Source organism: Neolewinella maritima, from assembly GCF_923081025.1.
GTDB classification, from domain to species: domain Bacteria; phylum Bacteroidota; class Bacteroidia; order Chitinophagales; family Saprospiraceae; genus Neolewinella; species Neolewinella maritima.
In genome coordinates, this window is record NZ_CAKLPZ010000001.1 from 1,399,952 (window position 1) to 1,423,015 (window position 23,064).

General features: G+C 57.9%; 20 protein-coding genes. 18 read left to right on the plus strand and 2 right to left on the minus strand.

The window, feature by feature from the left end; translation table 11 throughout:
* Nucleotides 1-15: 15 nt before the first annotated feature.
* From guaA to MJQ68_RS05785, 3 genes are all read left to right on the plus strand, one after another.
* Nucleotides 16-1,557 carry a glutamine-hydrolyzing GMP synthase gene (guaA, locus tag MJQ68_RS05775; protein WP_238750076.1) on the plus strand — a complete coding sequence of 514 codons (1,542 nt, stop codon included), beginning with the start codon at nt 16-18 and terminating at the stop codon, nt 1,555-1,557.
* Nucleotides 1,514-3,028, plus strand: coding sequence for an ABC transporter substrate-binding protein (locus tag MJQ68_RS05780; protein WP_238750077.1), 1,515 nt, complete (start codon nt 1,514-1,516; stop codon nt 3,026-3,028). The genes guaA and MJQ68_RS05780 overlap by 44 nt, the downstream gene beginning before the upstream one ends.
* 67 nt (nt 3,029-3,095) lie before the next feature.
* Nucleotides 3,096-3,935: a histone deacetylase family protein gene (locus MJQ68_RS05785; RefSeq protein WP_238750078.1), complete on the plus strand. Its 840-nt coding sequence runs from the start codon at nt 3,096-3,098 to the stop codon at nt 3,933-3,935.
* 27 nt (nt 3,936-3,962) lie between these two features.
* Here MJQ68_RS05785 and MJQ68_RS05790 read toward each other — a convergent pair whose 3' ends face one another.
* Together MJQ68_RS05790 and MJQ68_RS05795 are read right to left on the minus strand one after the other, a co-directional pair.
* On the minus strand, nt 3,963-4,532 hold the full coding sequence (locus MJQ68_RS05790; RefSeq protein ID WP_238750079.1) for a hypothetical protein: 570 nt from the start codon (nt 4,530-4,532) through the stop codon (nt 3,963-3,965).
* 12 nt (nt 4,533-4,544) lie between these two features.
* Nucleotides 4,545-5,039, minus strand: coding sequence for a sterol desaturase family protein (locus MJQ68_RS05795; RefSeq protein WP_238750080.1), 495 nt, complete (start codon nt 5,037-5,039; stop codon nt 4,545-4,547).
* 329 nt (nt 5,040-5,368) lie between these two features.
* Between MJQ68_RS05795 and MJQ68_RS05800 the strand changes: the two genes are divergently transcribed.
* The 15 genes from MJQ68_RS05800 to MJQ68_RS05870 all read left to right on the plus strand — a co-directional run bounded on the left by MJQ68_RS05800 (nt 5,369) and on the right by MJQ68_RS05870 (nt 23,017).
* Complete coding sequence (locus MJQ68_RS05800) at nt 5,369-5,848, plus strand: division/cell wall cluster transcriptional repressor MraZ (RefSeq protein WP_238750081.1); 480 nt, start codon at nt 5,369-5,371, stop codon at nt 5,846-5,848.
* Nucleotides 5,849-6,754 carry a 16S rRNA (cytosine(1402)-N(4))-methyltransferase RsmH gene (gene rsmH / locus MJQ68_RS05805; protein ID WP_238750082.1) on the plus strand — a complete coding sequence of 302 codons (906 nt, stop codon included), beginning with the start codon at nt 5,849-5,851 and terminating at the stop codon, nt 6,752-6,754.
* A 118-nt stretch (nt 6,755-6,872) separates the two neighbouring features.
* Complete coding sequence (locus tag MJQ68_RS05810; protein WP_238750083.1) at nt 6,873-7,184, plus strand: FtsL-like putative cell division protein; 312 nt, start codon at nt 6,873-6,875, stop codon at nt 7,182-7,184.
* 3 nt (nt 7,185-7,187) lie between these two features.
* Nucleotides 7,188-9,311 (plus strand): penicillin-binding transpeptidase domain-containing protein, encoded by a 2,124-nt coding sequence (locus tag MJQ68_RS05815; protein ID WP_238750084.1) that lies wholly within the window; start codon nt 7,188-7,190, stop codon nt 9,309-9,311.
* A gap of 4 nt (nt 9,312-9,315) precedes the next feature.
* Nucleotides 9,316-10,782: a UDP-N-acetylmuramoyl-L-alanyl-D-glutamate--2,6-diaminopimelate ligase gene (locus MJQ68_RS05820; protein ID WP_238750085.1), complete on the plus strand. Its 1,467-nt coding sequence runs from the start codon at nt 9,316-9,318 to the stop codon at nt 10,780-10,782.
* Nucleotides 10,772-12,028: a phospho-N-acetylmuramoyl-pentapeptide-transferase gene (mraY, locus tag MJQ68_RS05825; protein WP_238750086.1), complete on the plus strand. Its 1,257-nt coding sequence runs from the start codon at nt 10,772-10,774 to the stop codon at nt 12,026-12,028. The genes MJQ68_RS05820 and mraY overlap by 11 nt, the downstream gene beginning before the upstream one ends.
* Before the next feature lies 1 nt (nt 12,029).
* Nucleotides 12,030-13,349 (plus strand): UDP-N-acetylmuramoyl-L-alanine--D-glutamate ligase, encoded by a 1,320-nt coding sequence (gene murD / locus MJQ68_RS05830; RefSeq protein ID WP_238750087.1) that lies wholly within the window; start codon nt 12,030-12,032, stop codon nt 13,347-13,349.
* Nucleotides 13,346-14,506: an FtsW/RodA/SpoVE family cell cycle protein gene (locus tag MJQ68_RS05835; RefSeq protein WP_238750088.1), complete on the plus strand. Its 1,161-nt coding sequence runs from the start codon at nt 13,346-13,348 to the stop codon at nt 14,504-14,506. Before murD ends, MJQ68_RS05835 begins: the two co-directional genes overlap by 4 nt.
* Nucleotides 14,496-15,623: an undecaprenyldiphospho-muramoylpentapeptide beta-N-acetylglucosaminyltransferase gene (murG, locus tag MJQ68_RS05840; RefSeq protein ID WP_238750089.1), complete on the plus strand. Its 1,128-nt coding sequence runs from the start codon at nt 14,496-14,498 to the stop codon at nt 15,621-15,623. Before MJQ68_RS05835 ends, murG begins: the two co-directional genes overlap by 11 nt.
* Nucleotides 15,610-16,992 (plus strand): UDP-N-acetylmuramate--L-alanine ligase, encoded by a 1,383-nt coding sequence (gene murC / locus MJQ68_RS05845; protein ID WP_238750090.1) that lies wholly within the window; start codon nt 15,610-15,612, stop codon nt 16,990-16,992. The genes murG and murC overlap by 14 nt, the downstream gene beginning before the upstream one ends.
* Entirely contained in the window at nt 16,982-17,797 is an 816-nt protein-coding gene (locus MJQ68_RS05850; RefSeq protein ID WP_238750091.1) for a cell division protein FtsQ/DivIB, read from the plus strand. The genes murC and MJQ68_RS05850 overlap by 11 nt, the downstream gene beginning before the upstream one ends.
* Before the next feature lie 73 nt (nt 17,798-17,870).
* Nucleotides 17,871-19,199 carry a cell division protein FtsA gene (gene ftsA, locus MJQ68_RS05855; RefSeq protein WP_238750092.1) on the plus strand — a complete coding sequence of 443 codons (1,329 nt, stop codon included), beginning with the start codon at nt 17,871-17,873 and terminating at the stop codon, nt 19,197-19,199.
* A gap of 171 nt (nt 19,200-19,370) precedes the next feature.
* Nucleotides 19,371-20,840 carry a cell division protein FtsZ gene (ftsZ, locus tag MJQ68_RS05860; protein ID WP_238750093.1) on the plus strand — a complete coding sequence of 490 codons (1,470 nt, stop codon included), beginning with the start codon at nt 19,371-19,373 and terminating at the stop codon, nt 20,838-20,840.
* Nucleotides 20,841-21,028: 188 nt separating this feature from the next.
* Nucleotides 21,029-21,961, plus strand: coding sequence for a DUF302 domain-containing protein (locus MJQ68_RS05865; RefSeq protein WP_238750094.1), 933 nt, complete (start codon nt 21,029-21,031; stop codon nt 21,959-21,961).
* 36 nt (nt 21,962-21,997) lie between these two features.
* Entirely contained in the window at nt 21,998-23,017 is a 1,020-nt protein-coding gene (locus MJQ68_RS05870; protein ID WP_264758994.1) for a LacI family DNA-binding transcriptional regulator, read from the plus strand.
* The last annotated feature ends 47 nt before the right edge of the window (nt 23,018-23,064 follow it).

Sequence of the window (23,064 nt, forward strand, 5' to 3'; positions counted from 1 at the left end):
CCTATATTTGCGGCCATGACGGAAAAGGTCCTTATTCTCGACTTCGGTAGCCAGTACACCCAACTCATCGCCCGCCGAATCCGGGAGCTCAACGTGTACTCCGAGATCGTACCCTACAACAAGGTGCCCGAACTCGACGACACCTACAAGGCCGTCATTCTAAGCGGCAGCCCATTCAGCGTCCGCGAAGAACGCGCGCTACGTCCTGATCTGGATCAGTTCATTGGTAGCCGGCCGGTTCTCGGCATTTGCTACGGTGCACAGTATATCGCAGACTACTACGGTGGCACGGTCAGCCGCAGCCTCAAGCGCGAGTACGGGAAAGCCAATCTAGGGCGCGTACGCAGGAGCGATAGTCTGTTCAACGGTATTGAAACCGGCTCACAGGTCTGGATGTCGCATGGCGATACCATCGAGCACCTCCCGGAGGGTTTCGAGCTGTTGGCCAGTTCCGTCGACGTAGAAGTCGCTGCCTTCGGCAGCACGGACGGACGCTTCGACCACCCGGTATTCTGTATCCAGTTTCACCCCGAGGTGTACCACAGCCTGGACGGCAAGCAATTGCTGCACAACTTCGTGATCGACATTGCGGGCTGCACGGGCGACTGGACTCCGGCTCACTTCATCGACCAGACCGTCGAAGAACTTCGCCAGAAGATCGGCGAAGACCGCGTGCTACTGGGCCTGAGTGGCGGGGTTGACAGTTCCGTAGCCGCCATGCTGCTGCACCGGGCCATTGGCGACCGATTATTCTGCTTCTTCATCGATAACGGCCTGCTCCGCAAGGGGGAGTTCGAGGAGGTGGAGCAGAGCTACGAAGGCATGGGACTGAATGTATCGGCCATCGACGCCAAGCAGGAGTTCTACGACGCGCTGGCCGGTGAGTCCGATCCGGAAAAGAAACGCAAGGCCATCGGACGGGTATTCATCGAGGTCTTCGAGCGGGAAGCTAAGACGCTGACCAACATTAAGTACCTCGCCCAGGGTACGATCTATCCCGACGTGATCGAGAGCGTAAGCGTCCATGGACCGTCGGTCACCATCAAGAGCCACCACAACGTGGGCGGACTACCGGAAAAGATGGGACTGAAGATCGTGGAGCCGCTACGCAACTTGTTTAAGGACGAGGTGCGTCGTGTAGGTACCCAACTCGGCATGCCGGCCCACCTGATCGGCCGGCACCCCTTCCCGGGTCCGGGGCTGGCCATCCGTATCCTCGGCGATATCACTCCGGCCAAGGTGCATCTGCTGCAGGAGGCTGATGCGATATACATCGACAAAATGCGGGAGTACGGGCTGTACGATCAGGTCTGGCAGGCGGGTACGATCCTGTTGCCCGTTCAGTCGGTCGGTGTGATGGGAGACGAGCGCACCTACGAGCAGGCCGTTGCGTTACGGGCTGTGAGCAGTACCGATGGCATGACGGCCGAATGGAGTCACCTGCCGTACGAGTTTCTGGCCGCCGTGTCGAGCTCGATCATCAATAATGTAAAAGGAATTAATCGCGTCGTATATGACATCAGTACCAAGCCGCCGGCTACCATCGAGTGGGAGTAATCCGCCGGCCTTTCCCCTAGGTCTACTGGCCGTATTGCTGACGCTGTTGAGCGTGTCGTCCTGTGAGCTGTTTCGGCCCGTGGACTCTACCCGGCCGTCGACCACCGATCGTACCGACCGGGAAAAGGAGGACCTGGACCCCGTGCAGAGCCGCCGCGTATTCGATCCCGAGACGGGTACGTACGTGACGGTGAATGCACCCACCATTCCCATGGATACCGTACAGTGGACGGAGGTGACCACCGGGGAGAATGGTCCCATCACCGCCGATACCTCCTTTGTATACGTAGCACCAATCCCTGCGGCCCCCGGCCTGCCGCCGGTGCGGCAGACTGGAACCGGTCGGAATGGATCGCGCCTGCTGACGGGCTATGGGGTTGACTTTGTATTGCCCTTCCTCACCGATCGCAACCGTGGTGAGCAGGAGCAGATCGACCCCAATAGCCTTTGGGCACTCCACTTCTACAGTGGAGCGGAAATGGCCCTGGACGAGCTACGGACGGAGAGCATCTCTTTCGATGTGCGCGTGCAGGACTCCCGGGCCAGTGTATCCAAATTGGATGCAGTAATTGGATCGGATGCTTTCCAGCGCTCGCAGCTCATTATCGGTCCCTACGTAAAGGAGCAGGTCACTCAGGTAGCCGAGGCCGTGCGCGGACTGGAGAAGGTGCTCATCTCTCCCTACAGTGCAGCTACCGGTATCACGGAATCCAACACGAACTACATCCAGGTCAATCCTACGCTGGAAACGCACTTGCGAAGCCTTCTCGGACACGCCTTTCGGACCCAGGGAGCAGACCGTATCGTGCTGGTGGCGCCGGCTGGTGAGCGTCAGCGCCTAGCCTACTTTCAGGACGAGTATAAGCTATTGACGGGCGACGATCAGGTAGAGCCCCTGGAAGAACTAATTATTAGTGGGGCGGTGCCCGATCTATCACAGTACCTGCGCGGTCGTCGTACCGTGTTTATGGTACCCGTGTATGCGGACGAGGCCTTCGTATCTAACTTTCTGCGGCAGGCGTACCAGAATACCGTTAGTGAGCGGGGAGATAATGTAGCCATTTACGGACTACCCCAGTGGGCGGGCTTCGAGCGGTTGAACGGAGACTTCATCGAGGGGACCAACGTGCACATCAGTAGCAGCGTCTTTCTGGATCCATTGGATCCCGGGGTGCGGCAGTTCCGCCGGGAATTTTATGACCGCTTCGCCACCCTGCCCCGGGACGAGGCCTATATCGGCTACGACATCACCCGCTACTTCCTCAAAATGGCTGCCCGTTACGGCACCCGCTTCCAGTTCGAGCTGGAGCGCAACCCGGAGGATCTGCTGCACACGAGCTTCCGCTTTGCACCGGTGGCAGTAGTACCCGCCTCGGCTACGGACCTGGAGGAAGCGGTCATCGACCGCTTCGAAAATAAGTTCGTCAACATCCTGCGGTATAGCGACTACGCCTACCGGCGGGTCAACTAGTACGACCGTGCGGGTAGCCTTCAGCCCAGTATACCGGTACCAGCTACCGGCTAAACACCGGTTTCCGATGGACAAGTACAGCTTGCTACCGGAGCAGCTACTGTACGAGGGCACCATTACCGAAGACCAATTCTTCACCGCCAGCCCCCTGTCGGAAGCTGCAATCCTGCGCACCCACACCGCCGAGTACTGGACTAAACTAAGCACGAATACCCTGAGTGTGAAGGAAGTTCGTGCCATCGGCTTCCCCATGCGGCCGGATCTGATCGAGCGCGGTAGGGTGATCGCGCAGGGTACGCTAGACTGTGCGCGCTACGCCTTCCGCGACGGGGTGGCGCTAAACGTTGCCGGGGGCACCCACCATTCGTTTGCCGATCATGGTGAAGGATTTTGCGTATTCAACGACATCGCTGTAGCGGCTAATGAGTTGCTTCGCATGGGAGAGGTGGAAAAGATTCTTATCGTAGACCTCGACGTACACCAGGGCAACGGTACGGCCCGGCTGTTCGCACAGGAGCCCAAGGTGTTCACCTTCAGTATGCACGGTGCGCGCAACTACCCGACGCGCAAGGAAAAATCCGATCTTGATATCGGTCTGCCGGATGGTACGGGTGATGCGGTGTATCTCGACACCCTTTACCATCACCTGCCAAAACTGCTGGACGGTGTTCAACCTGACTTGGTCTTCTACCTCAGTGGAGTGGACGTGCTGGCTACCGACAAACTCGGCCGCTTAGCAATGACCCTAAGGGGCTGTAAAGAGCGGGACCATTTCGTACTGCAAAGCTGCCAGGACAGACAGATACCCGTAGCCGTAGCTATGGGTGGGGGCTACAGCGAACGACTGGCTACTATCATTGAGGCGCACGCCAATACGTACCGCGTGGCTGCAAGCCTGTTTGCTTAAGTGTAGGTGTTGTACGCCCCGACCTGACTAGCGCAGGTATAGCATGACGGCAATCAGTGCGGCTACGATGAGTCCGACGGCGAGCAGCGGAAACTGGCTGTTGCGGTACTTGTCGACCAGTCGCTCCAGCGCTTCGTTCCACGTGAGCCGGGTACCGATGGCCTCGCGGCAGAAGAACAGGTAGCGGTGGGTGATGTTAGCCTTGTTACCGTGGCGCTGAAAGATCAGAAAGTCGGCATCCATAAAGGCCAGTTCGTAGAGAAAGCTGTCCCGCATGATGCTCTGGCCGATAATGATGCGGTCGCCACTCTCTTCTACTTCATAGGCTTGGGCCGAGACGACGCCATCGGTCACCACCCGGATCTCGCCACGTTCGAAGCCCTGAAAACGGTAGAGCTCTACGGCAGTGGCTCCGGGGCGGTCCGTCATCTTGACCCAGTTCGTCGTATACAGGGGTGCACCCTCTTCGAGCAGGTTGCGCTCACTGAAGGTAGCGACAGCGGGGAGCACGCCATCGATCATCGCCTCGAGCGTGGCGTATTCCGGCAGCTGCAGGTTAAAGGGCTCCGCAATTTTATCCAGTAACCGGTCTTCCATCCGGCGGCTAAATTACGTCTTTGTCGTTGGGCTATTGCTCCAATCACTGCGCTTGCCGAAGTATTTCTTGGCTACGACCAGCAGACCGAAGCTTTCGGCACCATCTTTTTCGGTGACGGCGTGGTGGTGTCCGTGCGCCCGGAGGATGCCCCGACTGTACGATCCGTCCAGCTGCTTGAACCAGGAAAAGCGCCGGTGGATGTATACGTCGTGGATCAAAAAGTAGATCGCCCCGTAAATACTGATCCCGATACCTACAAAGGTGAGCCAGAACCAGCCGGAAACATTCAGTCCTATTATATAGGCCGCTGCACTAGGAATGGCGAAGACCAGGAAGAACAGGTCGTTCTTTTCAAAGAAGCCCTCCTTGTCATGATGCGGGCGGTGGTGATCCTCGTGCCACACCCATAGCAGACCGTGCATCAGGTACTTATGGGCCGCCCAGGCTACGAATTCCATACCGGCCACGGTAAACAAGGTGATCGAGGTATAAAGTAGCACGTCCATAGGTCATCAAAACGCCGGGGTAGGGGATTGGTTTATGCGCGGCAGCGGTTCGGCCCTCCCACAATTTACCACCTACTAAGGCAGCCGTTCAGTACGCAAAAATATTCCGGCCGCGGCCGCCGGTGCGCAGTTCTCGCTCCAAACCGTACGCGAAAGGCGTATTATCTTGCATCTGACAGCAGATCGCCGTCACCTCAAGTGGTTTGAACATGTAGTGGCAAATTTCTTCTTTTGTGGGGGGAAAAAAAGTGTCGCAAAGTGGTAAGTTGTGGGACAAGGTGTTACCTTAGCGTTAGCGGTGGGTAAGCGTACCCGCCCATGATTGTTTTATGGCACATCAGTATGACTTGCTGGGCGAATTCTACGTGGCACTCGATGCCAAGGGTCGTTTTCGTTTACCCAGTGGATTACTGAAGGGGCTCGGTGACCGCGACACCTTAAAGTTTGTCGTCAATCGGGGCTTTGATCACTGCCTCACACTATATCCAAAACCAGTGTGGGACGACATCAAGGCCGAGGTGGACGCACTCAATAAATTCAACCGGAAGAACCTGCAGTTTACGCGGCTCTTCTACCGCGGCGCCAGCGAGCTTGTTCCTGATTCGGCCGACCGCCTGCTGCTGCCCAAACAGCTGCTGGCCTGGGCCCGCGTCGAGAAGAACCTCGTGCTTAATGCCCTGAACGATCGCATTGAAATTTGGGCGGAAACCGAATACGAAGCACTGCTGAATGGCGAGTTGGAAGACTACGCCGCGCTGGCAGAGGACGTACTCGGTGGTTCGAGCACGGGAATAGAGGAGGTCGCTTAGGTGGCCTACCACGTTCCCGTTCTGGCCGGCGAAAGCGTCGGTCTTCTGGACCTCCGCTCTGGAGGAGTTTACGTTGATGCTACGTTCGGGGGCGGTGGCCATAGCCGCTTTATCCTCGAGCAGGCCGGATCGAAAGACCTGCGCCTGTTCGGTTTTGACCAGGATGAGGCTGCCCAGGCCAATGCCCTGAATGATAGCAGATTTACCTTCGTAACCGCCAACTTCCGTCACCTAAGCAATTTCCTGCGCCTACATGGCGTCACGCGAATTGACGGTCTACTCGCTGATCTGGGTGTTTCCAGTCATCAGTTTGATGAGGCCGAGCGTGGGTTCAGCTACCGCTTTGAAGCACCGCTGGACATGCGCATGGGAACGAAGACCACCGACCGTACGGCCGCCGATGTAGTGAATCACTACAGCCCGGAGGATCTACAGAAGGTGTTGGGCGAATACGGCGAAGTGCGCAACGCCCGCTCCCTGGCCCTCGCCATCGCGGAGGCCCGGGAGCAAGCACCCATGGCTACCATTCAGGACTTCCTGCAGGTGGTCAACCCATGGGTCCGGGGAAGTCGCCCGCGCTACCTGGCGCAGGTGTTCCAGGCACTACGCATTGAGGTCAACGATGAGATTGGCGCTTTAACTGATTTATTGGCTCAGGCCACCGACTTACTGATACCTACACACGGCCGTCTCAGCGTGATCAGCTACCATTCACTGGAGGATCGCATCACTAAAAACTTCCTCAAAACCGGCAACGCGGATGGATCCGTCGTTAAGGACTTCTACGGGAATATTGACCGCCCGTACAAGATTCTGACGAAGAAACCCGTTTTGCCGTCCGCTGAAGAGATTCAGCAAAATCCCCGTGCCCGTAGTGCTAAACTGCGTGCCGGGACGCGGCGCTAATGCTGAGCCGTCGTCAGCCGAATCCGTTCCGGGGTGCCCACCAGAGCACCCCGGAACGTTCGACTGCCGATCGTTGGGTACCGGCGCCGTTAGTATTATAGACTAGGTGTGATTCAAAATGGCAGCAAAACGTAAGCGCGCCACCACTATTTCTGTGCCCGCGCTCATCCTGGATAATCTTGGCTTTCTCGCCTTTGTGGGCGTGTTGGCCCTAATCTACATCGGCAACGCCCACTACGCCGAGTACAACGTCCGCCGTATACAGGAACTCGAATCGGACATCAAGGAAAAACGCTGGCTTTACATGTCGCTGCAGAGCGAGAATATGTACAATGGGCTGCGCTCCGAAATTGTCGATCAGGTACGGCCCAATGGCCTCCGCCTCCACCGGGGTAAACCCAAAAAAATTTACGCTCCCGTAGCGAAGTAGGCCATGGCGGTAAATTTTAAAGACGAAGTACTCGTACGCATTTTCGCCATCCTGGCGGTCATCATCGTGCCCGTTGCCGGCCTGCTGGTGTACCGCACGGTCGATATTGCGGTCGTACGCCAGGCCGAGTTCCAGGAGCTGGGCCGCGACCGATTCCGTATCGTCACCGTACAGGCCGAGCGTGGCAACATCTACAGCGCCAACGATAATCTGCTGGCCACCTCGGTACCCTACTTCAGTCTGCACTTCGATCCCTACGTCGCCAGCCCCCGCGACTACTACGATCACATCGATAGTCTGGCCCTGCTACTGAGCCGCCACATCGACTCCGATCACACCCCCGGTGCCTGGCGCGACAGCCTGCTGATGATGCGCGATAGCGTCACCGGACCGGCCAACCATTACTTCAGACTCGCCGAAAGCGTCAGCTACAGCCAGCTGTCCCGCATCCGTAAGTTTCCCATCTTCAATCAGGGGCGAATGGGCGGTGGACTCATCGTAGAAAAGCGTGCGGCCCGCAAGCGCCCCTTCGGTTGGCTGGCGCGCCGCACCATCGGATATAGCCATCCGGGCGGGGCCAAGGTCGGTCTAGAAGGGGCCTTCGATACCCAGCTAGCGGGCAGTAGCGGTAAGCAGGAGATGTTCAATATGGGCAACGGCGTCTGGCTGCCGACCGACAACCTGACCATCGTAGAGCCCACGGCCGGCGACAACGTCTATACTACCCTGGACGTCAATATGCAGGACATCGCCGAGAACGCCCTGGAGCGCGCCGTCCGCCAGCACCGGGCGGAGTGGGGTTCGGCCATCGTGATGGACGTAAAGACCGGTGCCATTCGCGCCATGGCCAACCTGGGGGCGGTCAACAAGGCCCGTGACCGCTACGCCGAACAGTACAACTACGCCATCTCCCGCTCCAACGAGCCGGGGTCTACCTTTAAGCTGGCCACTATGATGGCCCTGCTCGAAGATGGTCACATCGATCTGGATAGTGAGGTAGATATCGAAAACGGTACCAAGACCTTCTATGACCTCACCATGGAAGACTCCAACCCGCTCAGCAAGGGGTGGCGTACCATCTCCGTACGCGATGCCTTCGAGCAGTCCTCCAATGTTGGCATGGCCAAGCTGGTCGACAGCCTCTATAAGGACAATGAGTTCAGTCAGCGCCTCAAGGACTTTCACCTGGGCTCCGAGAGCGGCATCGAGTTGGAGGGCGAACGCGCACCCTTCATTAACGACACCAGTCGGGCGGGTTTCTCGGGTATATCGCGGGCCTGGATGGCCATTGGCTACGAAAGTCGCCTCACCCCGCTCCAGATGCTCACCTTCTACAATGCGGTAGCCAACGGAGGACGCATGATGAAGCCCTACCTCGTTACGGATATTAAACGCAACGGCCGCGTAGTAGAGGAGTACAAACCAACGGTGATCGATAAGAAGATCGCCAGCGCAAAGACCATCGAGCAACTGCAATCGCTCCTCGAAGGTGTAGTCGATCGCGGCACCGCCAAGCGTCTCAAAACCGATCAGTACCGCTTTGCCGCCAAGACCGGTACCAGCCAGCAGAACTACAGCCAGAAGAACCGTAAGAAGAAGTATCAGGCCAGCTTTGCCGGCTACTTCCCGGCGGAGAACCCGACGTACACCATCATCGTGGTAGTCAAGGATCCTACCCAGGGCGCCTACTACGGGGGCGAGGTGGCCGGACCCATCTTCCGCGAGATCGCCGACAATATCTACAACAGCATGATCGAGGTGCACGAGCCCATCAATCAGGGTCCACGGCCCGTGCTCTATGCCAGTGAACTGCCCAGCCGCGACGCCGGCTTCTCCAGTGAGCTCGTCGAGGTGCTCGATTTTGTTAATGTGACCGTGGATTCGCTGCCCCAGTCTGAACTGGTAACGGTCAACGGCGCCGAGGAGCATGTAGAACTCGCCGCCATCTCACCGGGGGGGCAGCAGTTTCCTAACGTGCGCGGTATGCGACTGCGCGACGCGGTCTACGTACTAGAGAATGAAGGCTACGTCGTACACCCCCGCGGCGTCGGCCGGGTGGTCAATATGCGCTGGCAGAGTGACGGACGCGGTAAGCGCGGACAGGACGTCGAATTAATCCTCCGCTAAGTCCATGCAGCTCCAACACCTCATCCACTCCTTATCACAGCGTTCTTCGCCGGACTTCACGGATACCCAGATCAACGGGATCGCCTTCGATAGCCGCAAGGTGCAGGCAGGCTACCTGTTCGTCGCCATTCACGGTACGCAGGTAGACGGGCATGCCTACATCCAGCGGGCGGTGGACGCAGGTGCGGTGGCCGTGGTCGCCGAGCAAGGTCGCTACACCGCCGATGCCACCCCCGTGCCCGTAATCCTGGTGCCAGATAGCGCAAAAGCCCTGGCGCAACTCGCCGATTGCTGGTACGGATCGCCTAGCCAGGAGCTCCAGCTAGTCGGTGTCACCGGTACGAACGGTAAGACTACGGTAACCACCCTGCTACACGATCTTTTTACCCAGCTGGGGTACCGGGCCGGACTACTATCTACGGTAGAGATCCGCATAGGCAAGGCGCGGCGCAGTGCTACCCACACTACCCCGGATGCCCTGGCGATCCAGGCCAGTTTGTCGGAAATGCGCGATGAGCGGGTCGATTATGTGTTTATGGAGGTCAGCAGTCACGCCGTTCACCAGCAGCGTACGCATGGTCTGCATTTCGCCGGTGGGGTGTTTACCAACCTGAGTCACGATCACCTCGACTACCACGGCACCTTTGCCGCTTACCTGGCAGCTAAAAAGTCCTTTTTCGACCAATTACCCACCGGCTCCTTTGCGCTGATCAACGCAGATGACAAGCGGGGTGGGGTCATGGTACAAAACACCGCAGCTACCGTACACCGTTATAGTCTGCGCACACTGGTCGACTTCCACGCCCGGCTGCTGGCCAATACATCACAGGGCCTGCAACTAGACATCGCCGGCACCGAAGTCTTCTTCAAATTACTGGGTCGCTTCAACGCCTACAATCTCCTGGCCGCCTACGGAGTAGCGGTACTGCTGGACCAAGATCCGCAGGAGGCGCTCGTGGCACTCAGCGCGCTACAGGGTGCCGAGGGGCGCATGCAGCACGTGACCGATCCCAGCGGTCGCACCACCGCGCTGGTGGATTACGCCCATACGCCCGATGCGCTCGAAAATGTCCTGCAAACACTGCGCAGCCTGCTACCCAGCGGACACCAACTTAGCTGTGTGGTGGGAGCTGGCGGTGACCGGGATCGCAGCAAACGACCGGATATGGCCCGCATCAGCGCAGAACTCGCTGATCAGACGATCCTAACGAGCGACAACCCCCGCTCAGAGTCTCCCGAAGCCATCCTGGATGAGATGGAGGCCGGTGTACCGGCACACCTCGCGCATAAGGTGCTGCGCATTACGGACCGCCGTCAGGCCATCCGCACGGCTGTACGCCTCAGGCCGGAGGTACTGTTGGTGGCCGGCAAGGGGCACGAAACCTACCAGGAAGTGGCGGGAGTACGTACCCCCTTCGACGACCGGGAGGAATTAGCTCACGCTCTAAATACTGTGGCCCGTGTTAATTGAGCTATTCGATTGGCTGCGTGCCACCTTCGGCGATTTTCCGGGTGCGAACCTGCTGAGCTTTCTCAGCGTGCGGGCCGGCGTGGCCATCATCGTGTCCCTGCTATTAAGTATCGTGACGGGTGGCCGCATTATCCGCTACCTCCGCCGGCAACAGATCGGGGAAAGCGTGCGCGACCTTGGGCTGGAGGGACAATTAGAGAAGAAGGGTACCCCGACCATGGGCGGTCTGATCATTCTCCTGGCTGTCCTGCTTCCATCGTTGTTGTTCGCTAAGCTGGACAATGTATACCTGATTACGATGCTGGTCGCCACGGTCTGGATGGGGGCCATCGGCTTTATCGATGACTACCTGAAGATCAAGCATAAGAACAAGGACGGTCTGGCCGGTAAATTCAAGGTAGCCGGTCAGGTCGGCCTTGGATTACTCATCGCCTCGATCATGCTCCTAAGTGAGCAGGTGGTGGTGCGTATGAACGTCAGCGCAGCGGAGGCCGATGGGATCACCGACATCCAACGGGTGGGGGAAGTACGCCACGTACAACTCGATAACGGTACTACCGTCGACCGGGCTGACTACCGGACCACCCTCACCAACGTACCCTTCCTGAAGAATAGCGTACTCACTTACGCCAACGTATTCGGCATCGGTCGGCAACTGGCCTGGATCATCTTCGTACCCCTGATCGTCTTCATCGTGACGGCCGTCTCTAACGCCGCTAACCTGACCGATGGACTCGATGGCCTGGCTACGGGTACCTCGGCCATCATCGCCGGCACCCTGGCCGTGTTCGCCTACGTGGGTAGTAACGCCATCGCAGCCAACTACCTGGGTATCCTATACCTGCCGGGTACGGAGGAGCTGGTGATCTACAGTGGATGCCTGCTGGGTGCCTGCCTGGGCTTCCTGTGGCACAACAGCTACCCGGCCGCCGTCTTTATGGGCGATACCGGATCGCTCGCTCTGGGTGGGGTGATTGCGGCACTGGCTATTCTGTTGCGCAAAGAACTCCTGATCCCGATCCTCTGCGGCATCTTCGTCATTGAGAATCTTTCGGTGATGGCGCAGGTGAGTTACTTCAAGTACACCAAACGCAAGTACGGGGAAGGACGCCGCATCCTGCGCATGTCGCCCCTCCACCACCACTACCAGAAGGCGGGTATGTCGGAGGTGAAGATCGTGATCCGCTTCTGGATCGTGGGCATCCTGCTCGCCGTAGCCACCATCCTAACCCTCAAAATCCGCTAAGATGGCACAGCACCTCGTCGTACTGGGAGCCGGAGAGTCCGGAGCAAGCGCCGCCCGCCTGGGGCAGCGTGAGGGCTATACCGTGTTTGTCAGCGACGCGGGCAGGGGCAGCGAACAGTACCTCCAGGAGCTCGCCACCGCTGGAATAGCCGTCGAGATCGGTGGGCACACCGAAGCCGAGCTGCTCCGAGCTGATGTGGCCGTCAAGAGTCCTGGCATACCGGAAACCGCACCACCAGTGGTCGCGCTGCGGGAGGCCGGCATTCCCGTGATTTCCGAGATCGAATTTGCCGCCCGCTTCGTTCATCCGGATGCTACCGTGGTGGGTATTACCGGAAGCAACGGGAAGACCACCACTACACTGCTTACCCACCACCTACTGCACATGGCCGGTGAGCGGGTGGTAGCCGGTGGAAATCTGGGCGACAGTTTTGCGCGCCTCCTGCTGGACCACGCCCCGCAGGATATCTACGTGCTCGAACTGAGTAGCTTTCAGCTAGATGGGATCGTGCGCTTTCGGCCGCAGATCGCTGCCGTGCTCAACATCACGCCCGATCACCTGGACCGCTACAACTACAGTCTGGACGCCTACGCAGATAGCAAACTGCGGATCGCCCACAATCAGCATCCGGGGGATCACCTGATCGTACTGCAGGATGCCAAGACCATCGCACCCGCGCGCCGCCGCAACCCGACACGCGCCGCGGTTACAGAAATAACGCCAGCAACGGCCATTCAGGGAAGTACTATCCAGGTAGGAGCGCAGACCTTTGCGCTAGGCACCGGACAGCTGCGGGGACGGCACAATGCCATGAACGCCCTGTTTGCCGTGCAGATCGCCCTACAACTTGGCGTAAGTGCCGAGGAAATTCAACTGGCCCTGGACAGCTTCCGCCCGGCACCGCACCGTATGGAACTTATCGCTACCTCAGACGGCCGTACCTGGATCAATGACAGCAAAGCCACCAATGTGGACAGCACCTACTTCGCCCTGGAAGCGATGACGGGACCTACCGTCTGGATCGCCGGCGGGACGGATAAGGGTAATGACTACAGTCCGCTACACAAAGTGATGGGCGATAAGGTCCACACCCTCATCTGCTTAGGCCTCGACAACGAGAAACTGAAGGAGACCTTCGAGTGGGTATCACGCATAGAAGAATGCCAAAGCGCCGCTGATGCCGTACAGCTCGCTGATCGCTATGCCGGGGTGGGGGACACGGTGCTACTAAGCCCGGCCTGCGCCAGTTTCGACCTATTTAAGAACTACGTAGACCGGGGCGACCAGTTCCGGGCCAGCGTGCAACAAACTGCCGGATGAACCTATCGACGCGCATAGCGACCGAACTGCGGGGTGACCGTGTGATGTGGGCCATTATCGTCCTGCTCGCCCTCATCTCTATGGTCGCCGTGTACAGCGCGGTGGCTAACCTGGCCTACCGCAATTCCGGTGGGGCGGTCAACGGCTACATCCTGAAGCACGGTATCATACTGGGCTTCGGTCTGGTGGTGATCTACGTGGGCCACCTGCTGGCGTACACCAAGTACTCCCGCTGGGCCCCGACGATGCTCATCATATCGATCGTATTACTGCTGCTGACACAGGTAGCGGGTACGGACATCAACGGCGCGCGGAGGTGGCTGACTATTCCGTTCATCAACCAGACGTTCCAGACCTCCGACTTTGCGAAACTGTCGCTGATCCTGTTCGTGGCCCGGGCCATCGGCTCAAAGCAGGATGTGATCAAGGACTTTAAGGAAGCCTTCGTGCCGATCATCCTGCCGGTGCTGGCGGTGTGTCTGCTGATCGCGCTGGCGGATCTATCGTCTGCCATTATGCTTTTTCTGATCTGTATCCTGATGATGATCGTAGGGCGGGTAGCGATCCAGTATATCGTCATGCTTATCCTGCTGGGCATCAGCGTGTTCAGCATTCTGGTCATGGTGGGATCTAAGTATCCGAATTTGGTGCCGCGCGCCGCTACCTGGGAAAAACGGATCGAAACCTACTTCAACCCCGCCGCTGCGCAGGTGGACGACCGCCGGCAGATCACCGGGGCCATGATCGCCATTGCCAACGGGGGCGTGATCGGCGTAGGCCCTGGCAACTCTACCCAGCGGCACACGCTGTACAGCGCCCAGTCGGACTTCATTTACAGCATCATCGTCGAAGAATATGGCGCGGTCGGTGGGATCGCCCTGATCGGTATCTATCTACTCCTATTTGTCCGGGTGATCCGCCTGGTGACCAGGAGTAGTAAAGCATTCGGGGCCATGGTGGCCTTCGGGATCGGGCTATCGCTCCTCCTCCAGGCCTTCCTCAATATAGCGGTCAACCTCGACCTGCTGCCCGTCACCGGACTGACCTTGCCGCTGGTGAGTATGGGGGGCACGAGCACATTATTTACCTGTATTTCGCTGGGCATCCTGATGTCGGTATCGAAGTACATAGAAGCCGTGACCGCCGATGCTACCTAGACCTCCCCGATTCATCATTAGCGGCGGCGGCACCGGGGGACACATCTTCCCGGCCATTGCCATTGCCGACGAGCTCAGGCGGCTGCACCCCGACGCGGAGTTTCTCTTCGTCGGCGCCAAGGGGCGTATGGAAATGACCAAGGTACCCGCCGCCGGCTACCGCATCGAAGGACTGTGGATCAGCGGACTCAAGCGGGCCTTCAGTCTGGACAACCTAAGCGTACCGGTGAAGGTGCTGACCAGTCTATTCCGCTGCCGCACCATTTTACGGCAGTTCCGTCCGGACGTAGTAGTAGGTACGGGTGGCTACGCCGGGGCGCCCATCCTGTATGCCGCCGCGCGCATGGGTATTCCTACCCTGATCCAGGAGCCCAATGCCTTTGCCGGTCTGGCCAACAAGTGGCTCGGCCGCCGGGTAGATAAAGTATGCGTTGCGTTTGCCGGGATGGCTAAGTTCTTCCCCGCCCATAAACTCATCATTACGGGTAATCCGGTACGCGAGCAGTTGCTCGACCGGGTCAAGCAGCTCGAAGCACGACAGCCCGAACGGGAGCTCACCGTTCTCCTCATGGGCGGATCGGGCGGCGCCCGTTCTCTCAACGAAGCCATGGCAGCCAGCACCGAGCTCATACGGGCGCGGCCGCAGGTGCAGTGGATCTGGCAGTGTGGTGCTTCCTACCTGACGACCTACGCGGGTAGCACCACGGCAGCGCTGGAGAATGTGCACCTGTCGGCCTTCCTCGATAAGATGGACGAAGCCTATGCTAGTGCCACCGTGGTGATCGCCAGGGCGGGAAGCACCACCATCGCGGAAATTGAATACCTGGGCAAGCCCACCATCCTCGTACCCAGCCCCTGGGTAGCTGAAGACCATCAGACTAAAAATGCCGAGGCATTAACCAAAGAAAAGGCTGCCATTTTAGTGCCGGATCAGCGGGTAAAGGACGACCTTGTGCCCCGGGTACTGCAGCTGCTCGACGATCCGCAGGAGCGGGACAGACTCAGCCGCAACGCACGTGCTCTGGCTCACCCGGGTGCAGTTACCCGCATTGCCGAAGAAGTGCTGCAACTAATCCCCACACCTACCTCACAAACCGATGTGCATGCAGTTGTCTGACGTCCGACGCGTATACTTTATTGGCATCGGCGGCATCGGTATGTCGGCCGTAGCACGCTACTTCCGTAGCCGTGGGTTCGAAGTCATGGGCTACGACAAGACGGCTACCACCCTGACCAGGACACTGGAGGCAGAGGGGATGCAAATCCACTACACTGCTCGACCCGAACTCCTGCCTGCACCGGCAGCGGACCTGCTGGTCGTCTACACACCCGCTATTCCCACTGACTTTGCGGAATTGCAGCGTGCCAGGGCGGGTGGGCATACCCTGATGAAGCGGTCACAGGTGCTGGGCCTGATCAGTGAAGCCATGCAGTGCGTAGGTATCGCGGGTACCCACGGGAAAACGACTACGACCACGATCACTACCTACCTGATGATGACCGCGGGGCTGGATCCTTCGGCATTTCTGGGGGGAATCGCGCGCGACTTCGACGGAAACTATGTGCACGGTGACAGTGACTGGGTGGTAGTAGAGGCGGACGAGTACGACCGTAGCTTCCTTACGCTGCATCCGGAGATCGCGGTAATCTTATCTACCGACCCTGACCATCTGGATATTTACGGTGACCACGAGAAGATGATCGAGACCGGCTACCGGGCCTACGCCCGGCAGATCAAGGCGGGCGGGCAACTGATCGTGCGCTACGATATTGCCGATCAGTTTACTGATCTGGACAGCGTGCTCGTATCGACCTTCGGTATCGGTCGGGGCGACTTCTGCGCCCACAATATCCGCGTGGTGGACGGAGCCTTCGAGTTTGACCTACGGGAACCGGATGGCCACCTGATCCAGAACCTCCGTACGGCGCTACCCGGCCGGCATAATGTCGAGAACGCGGTGGCTGCCTGTGCGGTGACGAGGCTCGCGGGCGGTGACGAGGTGCATCTACGGGAGGGGCTGGCCAACTTTCACGGTATCGCGCGGCGCTTCGAGACCGTCTACCGGACTGATGAACTGGTGATTATCGATGATTATGCCCACCATCCGACGGAACTGGACGCCACCATCCGTGCGGCGCGCGAGCTGTACCCTGACCGGACTATCCGCGGCGTGTTTCAGCCCCACCTGTATAGCCGTACACAAGACTTCGCGCCGGGATTCGCCCGCGCATTGGATCGACTGGACGAGGCGATCATCATACCGATCTATCCCGCGCGGGAGGCTCCCATCGCCGGGGTGACCAGCCAGCTGGTCTACGGTATGATGAAGAACGAGAAGCGGCGTTTGCTGACGGACGTGCAAATGTTGGAAGTGACGGCGCAACTTACGGATGGGGTACTTCTGTTGCTCGGCGCGGGTAATATCGATGCCTTGGTACAGCGCATTGTAGCCCAGCACACTAAAACGGTACATCATGGCGAATAAAGTAACGACTGCACTCGGACAGGCATTAGCCAGTGTATTCATCGCGGTACGGCAGTACGGCTGGATCTTCGTGCTGTTATTCGTCGCAGTGCTGGCCATATCGGCTATCACCGAGCGCGAGGCGGCCCACATCAGCGCTGTGCAGGCTGTAGTGGAACCCCTGCCGGAGAATGCCAATCTCGTGGAACCGGAAGAGTTGCTTGCTCTGCTTCAGTCCAGTTTTACTAAACCACTGGACGAGCTGATGCTATCCGACGTAGACATCGAACGGGTTGAGGAAGTACTGGAAGCTCAGGCCTTCGTGGGTGATGCTGAGGCCTACGTGGATGCCGACCTGGTGCTGCACATTACCGCCGAGCAACGGATCCCCCTACTGCGAGTCATCGCCGATAACGGACAAAACTATTACCTTGATCTCGATGGCGTGCGCCTGCCCCTCAGCCCTAACTATACGGTGCGCGTACCCGTGGTGACCGGCAAGGTCGTAGCCTGGTCGAACGACTATCTGGATCAATCCGCCCACCAATTGAACCAACTGATGGAACTAGGTCATTACCTACGCAAGGACGCCTTCCTGAATGCCCTGATCGAGCAGATCGACCTGACGGCAAGTGGTGAACTGGTGCTGGCCCCTAAACTCGGCGATCAGCTGATCTACCTGGGCCGCTACGACAAACGAGAAACCCCTAAGCGCCTCGAGCGCCTTAAGATATTTTACCGCGAAGGACTTCCGTACGAGGGTTGGAGGAAGTACCGGAGCTTTGACCTACGCTACGCCGATCAGGTGGTAGCAAAGAAAGTTTAACGCACACATTCTCTGACGGCACGATGATGACCCCATTTTGCCTTCATACACTCTTTTCAAACCTTGGGATATAATGACTGATACCACACATTTGAACACAATCGCCGCACTCGATATCGGCACCACCAAAGTCTGCGCGCTCGTCGGTCGACGCGACGCCAACGGACGGGTGGAAATACTCGGCACCGGAAAGGTCGAATCGGAGGGCGTCATGCGCGGCGTAGTCTCCAATATCGAGAAGACCGTACGCGCAATCACCGAAGCCCGTCGCTTGGCCGAGCAAGCTAGCGGACAGACCTTCGAGACCGTCCATGTAGGCATTGCGGGCCAGCATATCAAGAGCCTGCAACACCGCGGTATGCTAATGCGGGATAACCCACATTCGGAGATCGGACAGCGCGACATCGATCGCCTGATCGGTGATATGCACAAACTAGTGCTGCCCCCCGGCGACAAGATTTTACACGTAATTCCACAGGAGTATACCGTGGACAACGAGCAGGGTATTGTAGATCCCATTGGAATGTCCGGCTCGCGGCTCGAAGCGAACTTCCATATTATCACTGGTCAGATTACCGCGAGCAACAACATCAACCGCTGCGTGGAGCGTGCCGGTATGCGGATGGCTAACGTCACCCTGGAGCCGATTGCTAGTTCGGCCTCCGTACTGTACGACGATGAGAAGTTTGCCGGTGTAGCCCTGGTCGATATCGGCGGCGGTACCACGGATATCACCATCTTCCAGGAAGGAATCATTCGGCACACTGCCGTCATACCCTTCGGTGGCCACGTGATCACCAAGGACATCAAAGCGGGTTGTACCGTGATGGAAGCGCACGCCGAAAAGCTCAAGGTCAATTACGGCAGTGCCCTGGCCAGCGAAGTCTACGAGAACCGTATGATCGTGATCCCGGGCCTGCGCGGACGCGAACCCAAAGAGATCAGCGAGAAGAATCTGAGTCTCATCATTCAGGCCCGCGCCGAGGAGATCCTCGATCACGTGCTCTGGGAGATCCGTCGCTCCGGCTTCGATGGCAGTCAGCTCATCGGCGGTATCGTACTGACCGGTGGTGGTGCCCTACTCAAGGACTTCGACAAACTGACGATGCTGCATACCGGCATGAGTTGCCGCGTAGGATCCCCCGTGGAGCACTTGGCTCACGGCTATACCGAAAAGCTGACCAGCCCCATATACGCTACGGGAGTAGGACTACTCCTGCAGGGCTTTGCTGACATAGACGCCGGTCGGGTGAAGATCGCTCCGCCCAAAAAGGAAGAGCCCACCACTGAGCTGGAGCTGGAAGAGCAAATCAAGGAGGATGCCAACGCGCCGAATTGGTTCGATAACGTCTTCAAGCGCACCAAGGAATGGTTCGAGGCGGAACCCGATCGCGATTTCTAATCGTGCACGGGGGTTCTGATACCCGCACCGCACCCGCGGCCCCCCGCCCGGGTGTACCTTAAACGCTGAAATGTCAGCGAATTCAATTAAATTAGAGTACCTAACCCGACGGTCCATTTTCAGTAAGCCAAGCTGAAGAAAATGTAGAACCGACGAGTGTAATAAATAGACATGATCATCGACTTCCCACAGGGAGAATCTCCCATTATCAAAGTGATTGGCGTAGGCGGCGGCGGAAGCAATGCCGTAAATCACATGTACGAGCAAGGCATCATCGGCGTGGACTTTGCTATTTGCAATACCGACCATCAGGCCATGGAGCTAAGCCCCGTACCGACCAAGGTGCAGTTGGGTCCCCACCTGACCGAAGGCCGTGGAGCCGGCTCGAAGCCTAACGTAGGTAAACTGGCCTGCGAAGAAAGTATCGAGGAGATCCGCAAATACCTCGACAACAACTGCCGCATGGTATTTATCACCGCCGGAATGGGCGGTGGTACGGGTACCGGAGCGGCCCCCATCATTGCGCGGACCGCCCGGGAAATGAATATTCTCACGGTAGGTATTGTCACCCTGCCCTTCACCTTCGAGGGGCGCCGACGGGCTACCAACGGAATGGAAGGTCTGCAGGAACTCAAGGACAATGTCGATACCCTCATCGTGATCTCCAACGATAAGTTGCGGCAGATCCACGGTAATCTTAACCTAAGCGACGCCTTCTCTAAGGCGGATAACATTCTGACGACGGCCGCCAAGGGCATCGCCGAGATCATCACCGTCGCCGGTTACGTGAACGTTGACTTTGAGGACGTGAACACCGTCATGCGGGACAGTGGTGTAGCCATCATGGGTACGGCCAATGCCGAGGGTGATGACCGTGCCCGCGTAGCGGTAGACCAGGCACTCCATTCTCCACTACTGGAAGACAATGATATCCGTGGGGCCAACCACATCCTGCTGAACATTACCAGCGGCACCCGGGAGGTGACGATGGACGAGATCTTCGAGATCACGGAGTTCGTACAGGAAGAGGCGGGCTACGGCACGGACCTCATCTGGGGTAACTGTTTTGACGAAGCGCTGGGGGATAAGATCAGTGTGACGGTAATCGCTACCGGCTTCGGTGACCGCAAGGCCGCCAACCGTAGTGTAGCACCGGAACGGCAGACCGTGCACCTGGAGGAAGAGCAGGAGGAGACCACCCCCCGCCGCACCAAGCTCAACGAGATCACCGGAGAGGAGGATCCCGTAGGTTACGGCAACAGCAAGACCACCACCTTCGAATTCGAGGATATGGAGGAGGCAAAAGCGCGACTCCAGGCCCGTCGTCGGACGAGTGGCAGCTTTACCCAAAGCTTCATTCAGGAGGAGGAAGAAGCCCGTCGGGCCGCCGAACGCCGCGAGCAGGAACTGCGCGACCAGCAGCGCCGTGAGGCCCTGCGTCAACGCAGCGAACTGCCTAAACTCAGTAACCCCAAGGTGGTCAACGAACTGGAAAATCAACCCGCCTACCTTCGGCGGAATATTCAACTCGATAACACCGCCCCGAGCAACCAGCAGGAGATGAGTCGCTGGACGATAAACGATGATGAGGAGCGGCCCTTACGGCGCAATAACTCCTTCCTGCACGACAACGTCGACTAGTCGACCCCAAGAAGTTTAGTTTATTATATCCAAGTTAATGCTGGTATCTCCCGGGATATCAGCCTTAGCAATCACACCAGTTTAGCTTTGGACGCGGGTAGCGGGGGGTCAATCCTGCTGCCCGCTTTTTGTTGTCATGAACTTGGGTGGGGTAGTCCGTGTCCTTAGTAGACAGTTACCTCTACCGCATGACCTTCCGCTCCCTACTCTTGCTCATTGCATCTATTCTAGCAGTTGGTTGCAACGATGATGATGGCACGTTTCAACCGCTTGATCGCAACGAACCCGACGATGTGGTGGGCCTGAGCTACGTGCAGGCACCCGAAGATCGGGGTCTGGCTACCATCTATTCAGCGCTTACTTCCGCGCTTCGTGCCAATGCTAACATTAGTATCGTCGCGGAGATAGACCATCAGGCGAATGCGCAAGCTATCAACGAGCAACTTGACTCAACCCGGGTGGTACTCTTTGGTAATCCGCGCCTCGGTACCCCACTTATGCAGATCAACCCACAGGCCGGATTGGACCTGCCTCAGAAGATGCTGGTCTACCGTCCGGGGGACGATGAGGTGATCGTGGCATACAATACGCCTACGTACCTCGCTAACCGGCACGGTGTGGGAAGTGCCGCTACGCTACAGACCATTGAGGATGCACTCAGAAATCTGGCGGGTACAACGGGTATGGGTGATGTTGAGGACGCTGAGGACAATGATGTAGCCCTCAATGAGGGGGTAATAGGTCAGACTGATAAAGGCACGGTAGACTCAGTCTACATGCGCCTACGCGCCGCGCTATTTAATAATCCGGATATTACAATCGTAGCGGAACTGGACCATCAGGCCAATGCCGCGTCGGTAGGTCTCGACCTGCCTCCCATCCGGCTCATCGTATTCGGGAATCCAGCCCTTGGCACGCCACTGCTGCAGGATGAGCAAATTATTGGCATTGATCTGCCTCAGAAAATGCTGGTCTATGCGTCAGGCGACCGAGACGTGACCGTAGCATATAATGATCCCTTCTACCTGGCTGAGCGCCACGGTGTGGACCGCGATATTCCCGAATCAGCGACCATACGGGATGCCCTGGCGCAGTTGACAGAAATCGCATTAGGCAGATAGCGCTATCTTAAAGCACCTGCAGGTGCGCTCCAGACAATGAAGAAAAAGGCCGTCACCATATATGATATAGCTCAGCGCCTCCGGCTGAGCCCATCTACCGTGTCCCGTGGCCTACGCAACGATGCCCGGATCAATACCAATACCAAGAGGTTGATCGCCGATACTGCCGCCCAGCTTAATTATCAACCCAACCGTGTGGCTGCCGGCCTACGGGGCGGATCGACCAAAACGATCGGCCTTATTGTACCGCGTATTAACCGCGACTTTTTTGCCAATGCGATCAGTGGGATTGAGCAAGTGGCCCGCCGGCATGGATTTCAACTCATCATCACCCAAAGCAACGAACGGCTAGCTGCCGAACGGGAGAACGTCATGGCGCTGACGGCCGCCCGGGTCGACGGTATTCTGGCCAGTTGTTCCCTGGAAACGGATACGATGGACCACTTCACCGTCCTGCAAAAGCGTCATTTTCCGCTTGTCTTCTTTGACCGAGTACCCGACCACTTCATCGGTCACCGGGTAGTAGTGGACGATGAGGGACTCGCATACCGTGCGGTGCAGCACCTGCTGGAGCAGGGAGCGCGCAAGATCGCCCACCTTGGCGGACCGGATAGTGTAAATATTTACGCCAACCGGTACAAAGGATATGTGCGTGCCCTACGGGAAAACAACTTGCCGCTACGCCCGGAGTATATCGACCGCAACTGCCTCACCGAGCAGCAGGGGTATCCGGCTACTGAAAAGCTGCTGCAACTACCGGACCCGCCCGAGGCAATTTTTTCGGCATCGGACTGGACGGCGCTCGGGATCGCCAAATATTGCAAAGATCACGGGATTGCGGTTCCGACCGATCTGGCCTTCATGTCCTTCGCCAATGAGCCGTTCACTAGCATCATCGTGCCGGCTATTAGTAGCATTGAGCAGTTTAGTGAACGAATGGGTGCTGCTGCCGCGGAGCTACTGTTTCGACAGATCAGTAACAGCGAACCCCTTGCTCCGGAGCGGGTAGTGATCGACGGTGAGTTGATCTTGCGAGAATCTTCGCACAGGCAGTGAATCCGGACGATCTAGATCAATAAAAAAGCCCCCCATCGACCGGGATC

Bases quoted from the DNA above. Each gene is read 5' to 3' on its own strand.
- guaA (WP_238750076.1), top strand. From the start codon at position 16: ATGACGGAAAAGGTCCTTATTCTCGACTTCGGTAGCCAGTACACCCAA.
- MJQ68_RS05780 (WP_238750077.1), top strand. From the start codon at position 1,514: ATGACATCAGTACCAAGCCGCCGGCTACCATCGAGTGGGAGTAATCCG.
- MJQ68_RS05785 (WP_238750078.1), top strand. From the start codon at position 3,096: ATGGACAAGTACAGCTTGCTACCGGAGCAGCTACTGTACGAGGGCACC.
- MJQ68_RS05790 (WP_238750079.1), bottom strand. From the start codon at position 4,532: ATGGAAGACCGGTTACTGGATAAAATTGCGGAGCCCTTTAACCTGCAG.
- MJQ68_RS05795 (WP_238750080.1), bottom strand. From the start codon at position 5,039: ATGGACGTGCTACTTTATACCTCGATCACCTTGTTTACCGTGGCCGGT.
- MJQ68_RS05800 (WP_238750081.1), top strand. From the start codon at position 5,369: ATGGCACATCAGTATGACTTGCTGGGCGAATTCTACGTGGCACTCGAT.
- MJQ68_RS05810 (WP_238750083.1), top strand. From the start codon at position 6,873: ATGGCAGCAAAACGTAAGCGCGCCACCACTATTTCTGTGCCCGCGCTC.
- MJQ68_RS05815 (WP_238750084.1), top strand. From the start codon at position 7,188: ATGGCGGTAAATTTTAAAGACGAAGTACTCGTACGCATTTTCGCCATC.
- MJQ68_RS05820 (WP_238750085.1), top strand. From the start codon at position 9,316: ATGCAGCTCCAACACCTCATCCACTCCTTATCACAGCGTTCTTCGCCG.
- murD (WP_238750087.1), top strand. From the start codon at position 12,030: ATGGCACAGCACCTCGTCGTACTGGGAGCCGGAGAGTCCGGAGCAAGC.
- MJQ68_RS05835 (WP_238750088.1), top strand. From the start codon at position 13,346: ATGAACCTATCGACGCGCATAGCGACCGAACTGCGGGGTGACCGTGTG.
- murG (WP_238750089.1), top strand. From the start codon at position 14,496: ATGCTACCTAGACCTCCCCGATTCATCATTAGCGGCGGCGGCACCGGG.
- murC (WP_238750090.1), top strand. From the start codon at position 15,610: ATGCAGTTGTCTGACGTCCGACGCGTATACTTTATTGGCATCGGCGGC.
- MJQ68_RS05850 (WP_238750091.1), top strand. From the start codon at position 16,982: ATGGCGAATAAAGTAACGACTGCACTCGGACAGGCATTAGCCAGTGTA.
- ftsA (WP_238750092.1), top strand. From the start codon at position 17,871: ATGACTGATACCACACATTTGAACACAATCGCCGCACTCGATATCGGC.
- ftsZ (WP_238750093.1), top strand. From the start codon at position 19,371: ATGATCATCGACTTCCCACAGGGAGAATCTCCCATTATCAAAGTGATT.
- MJQ68_RS05865 (WP_238750094.1), top strand. From the start codon at position 21,029: ATGACCTTCCGCTCCCTACTCTTGCTCATTGCATCTATTCTAGCAGTT.
- MJQ68_RS05870 (WP_264758994.1), top strand. From the start codon at position 21,998: ATGAAGAAAAAGGCCGTCACCATATATGATATAGCTCAGCGCCTCCGG.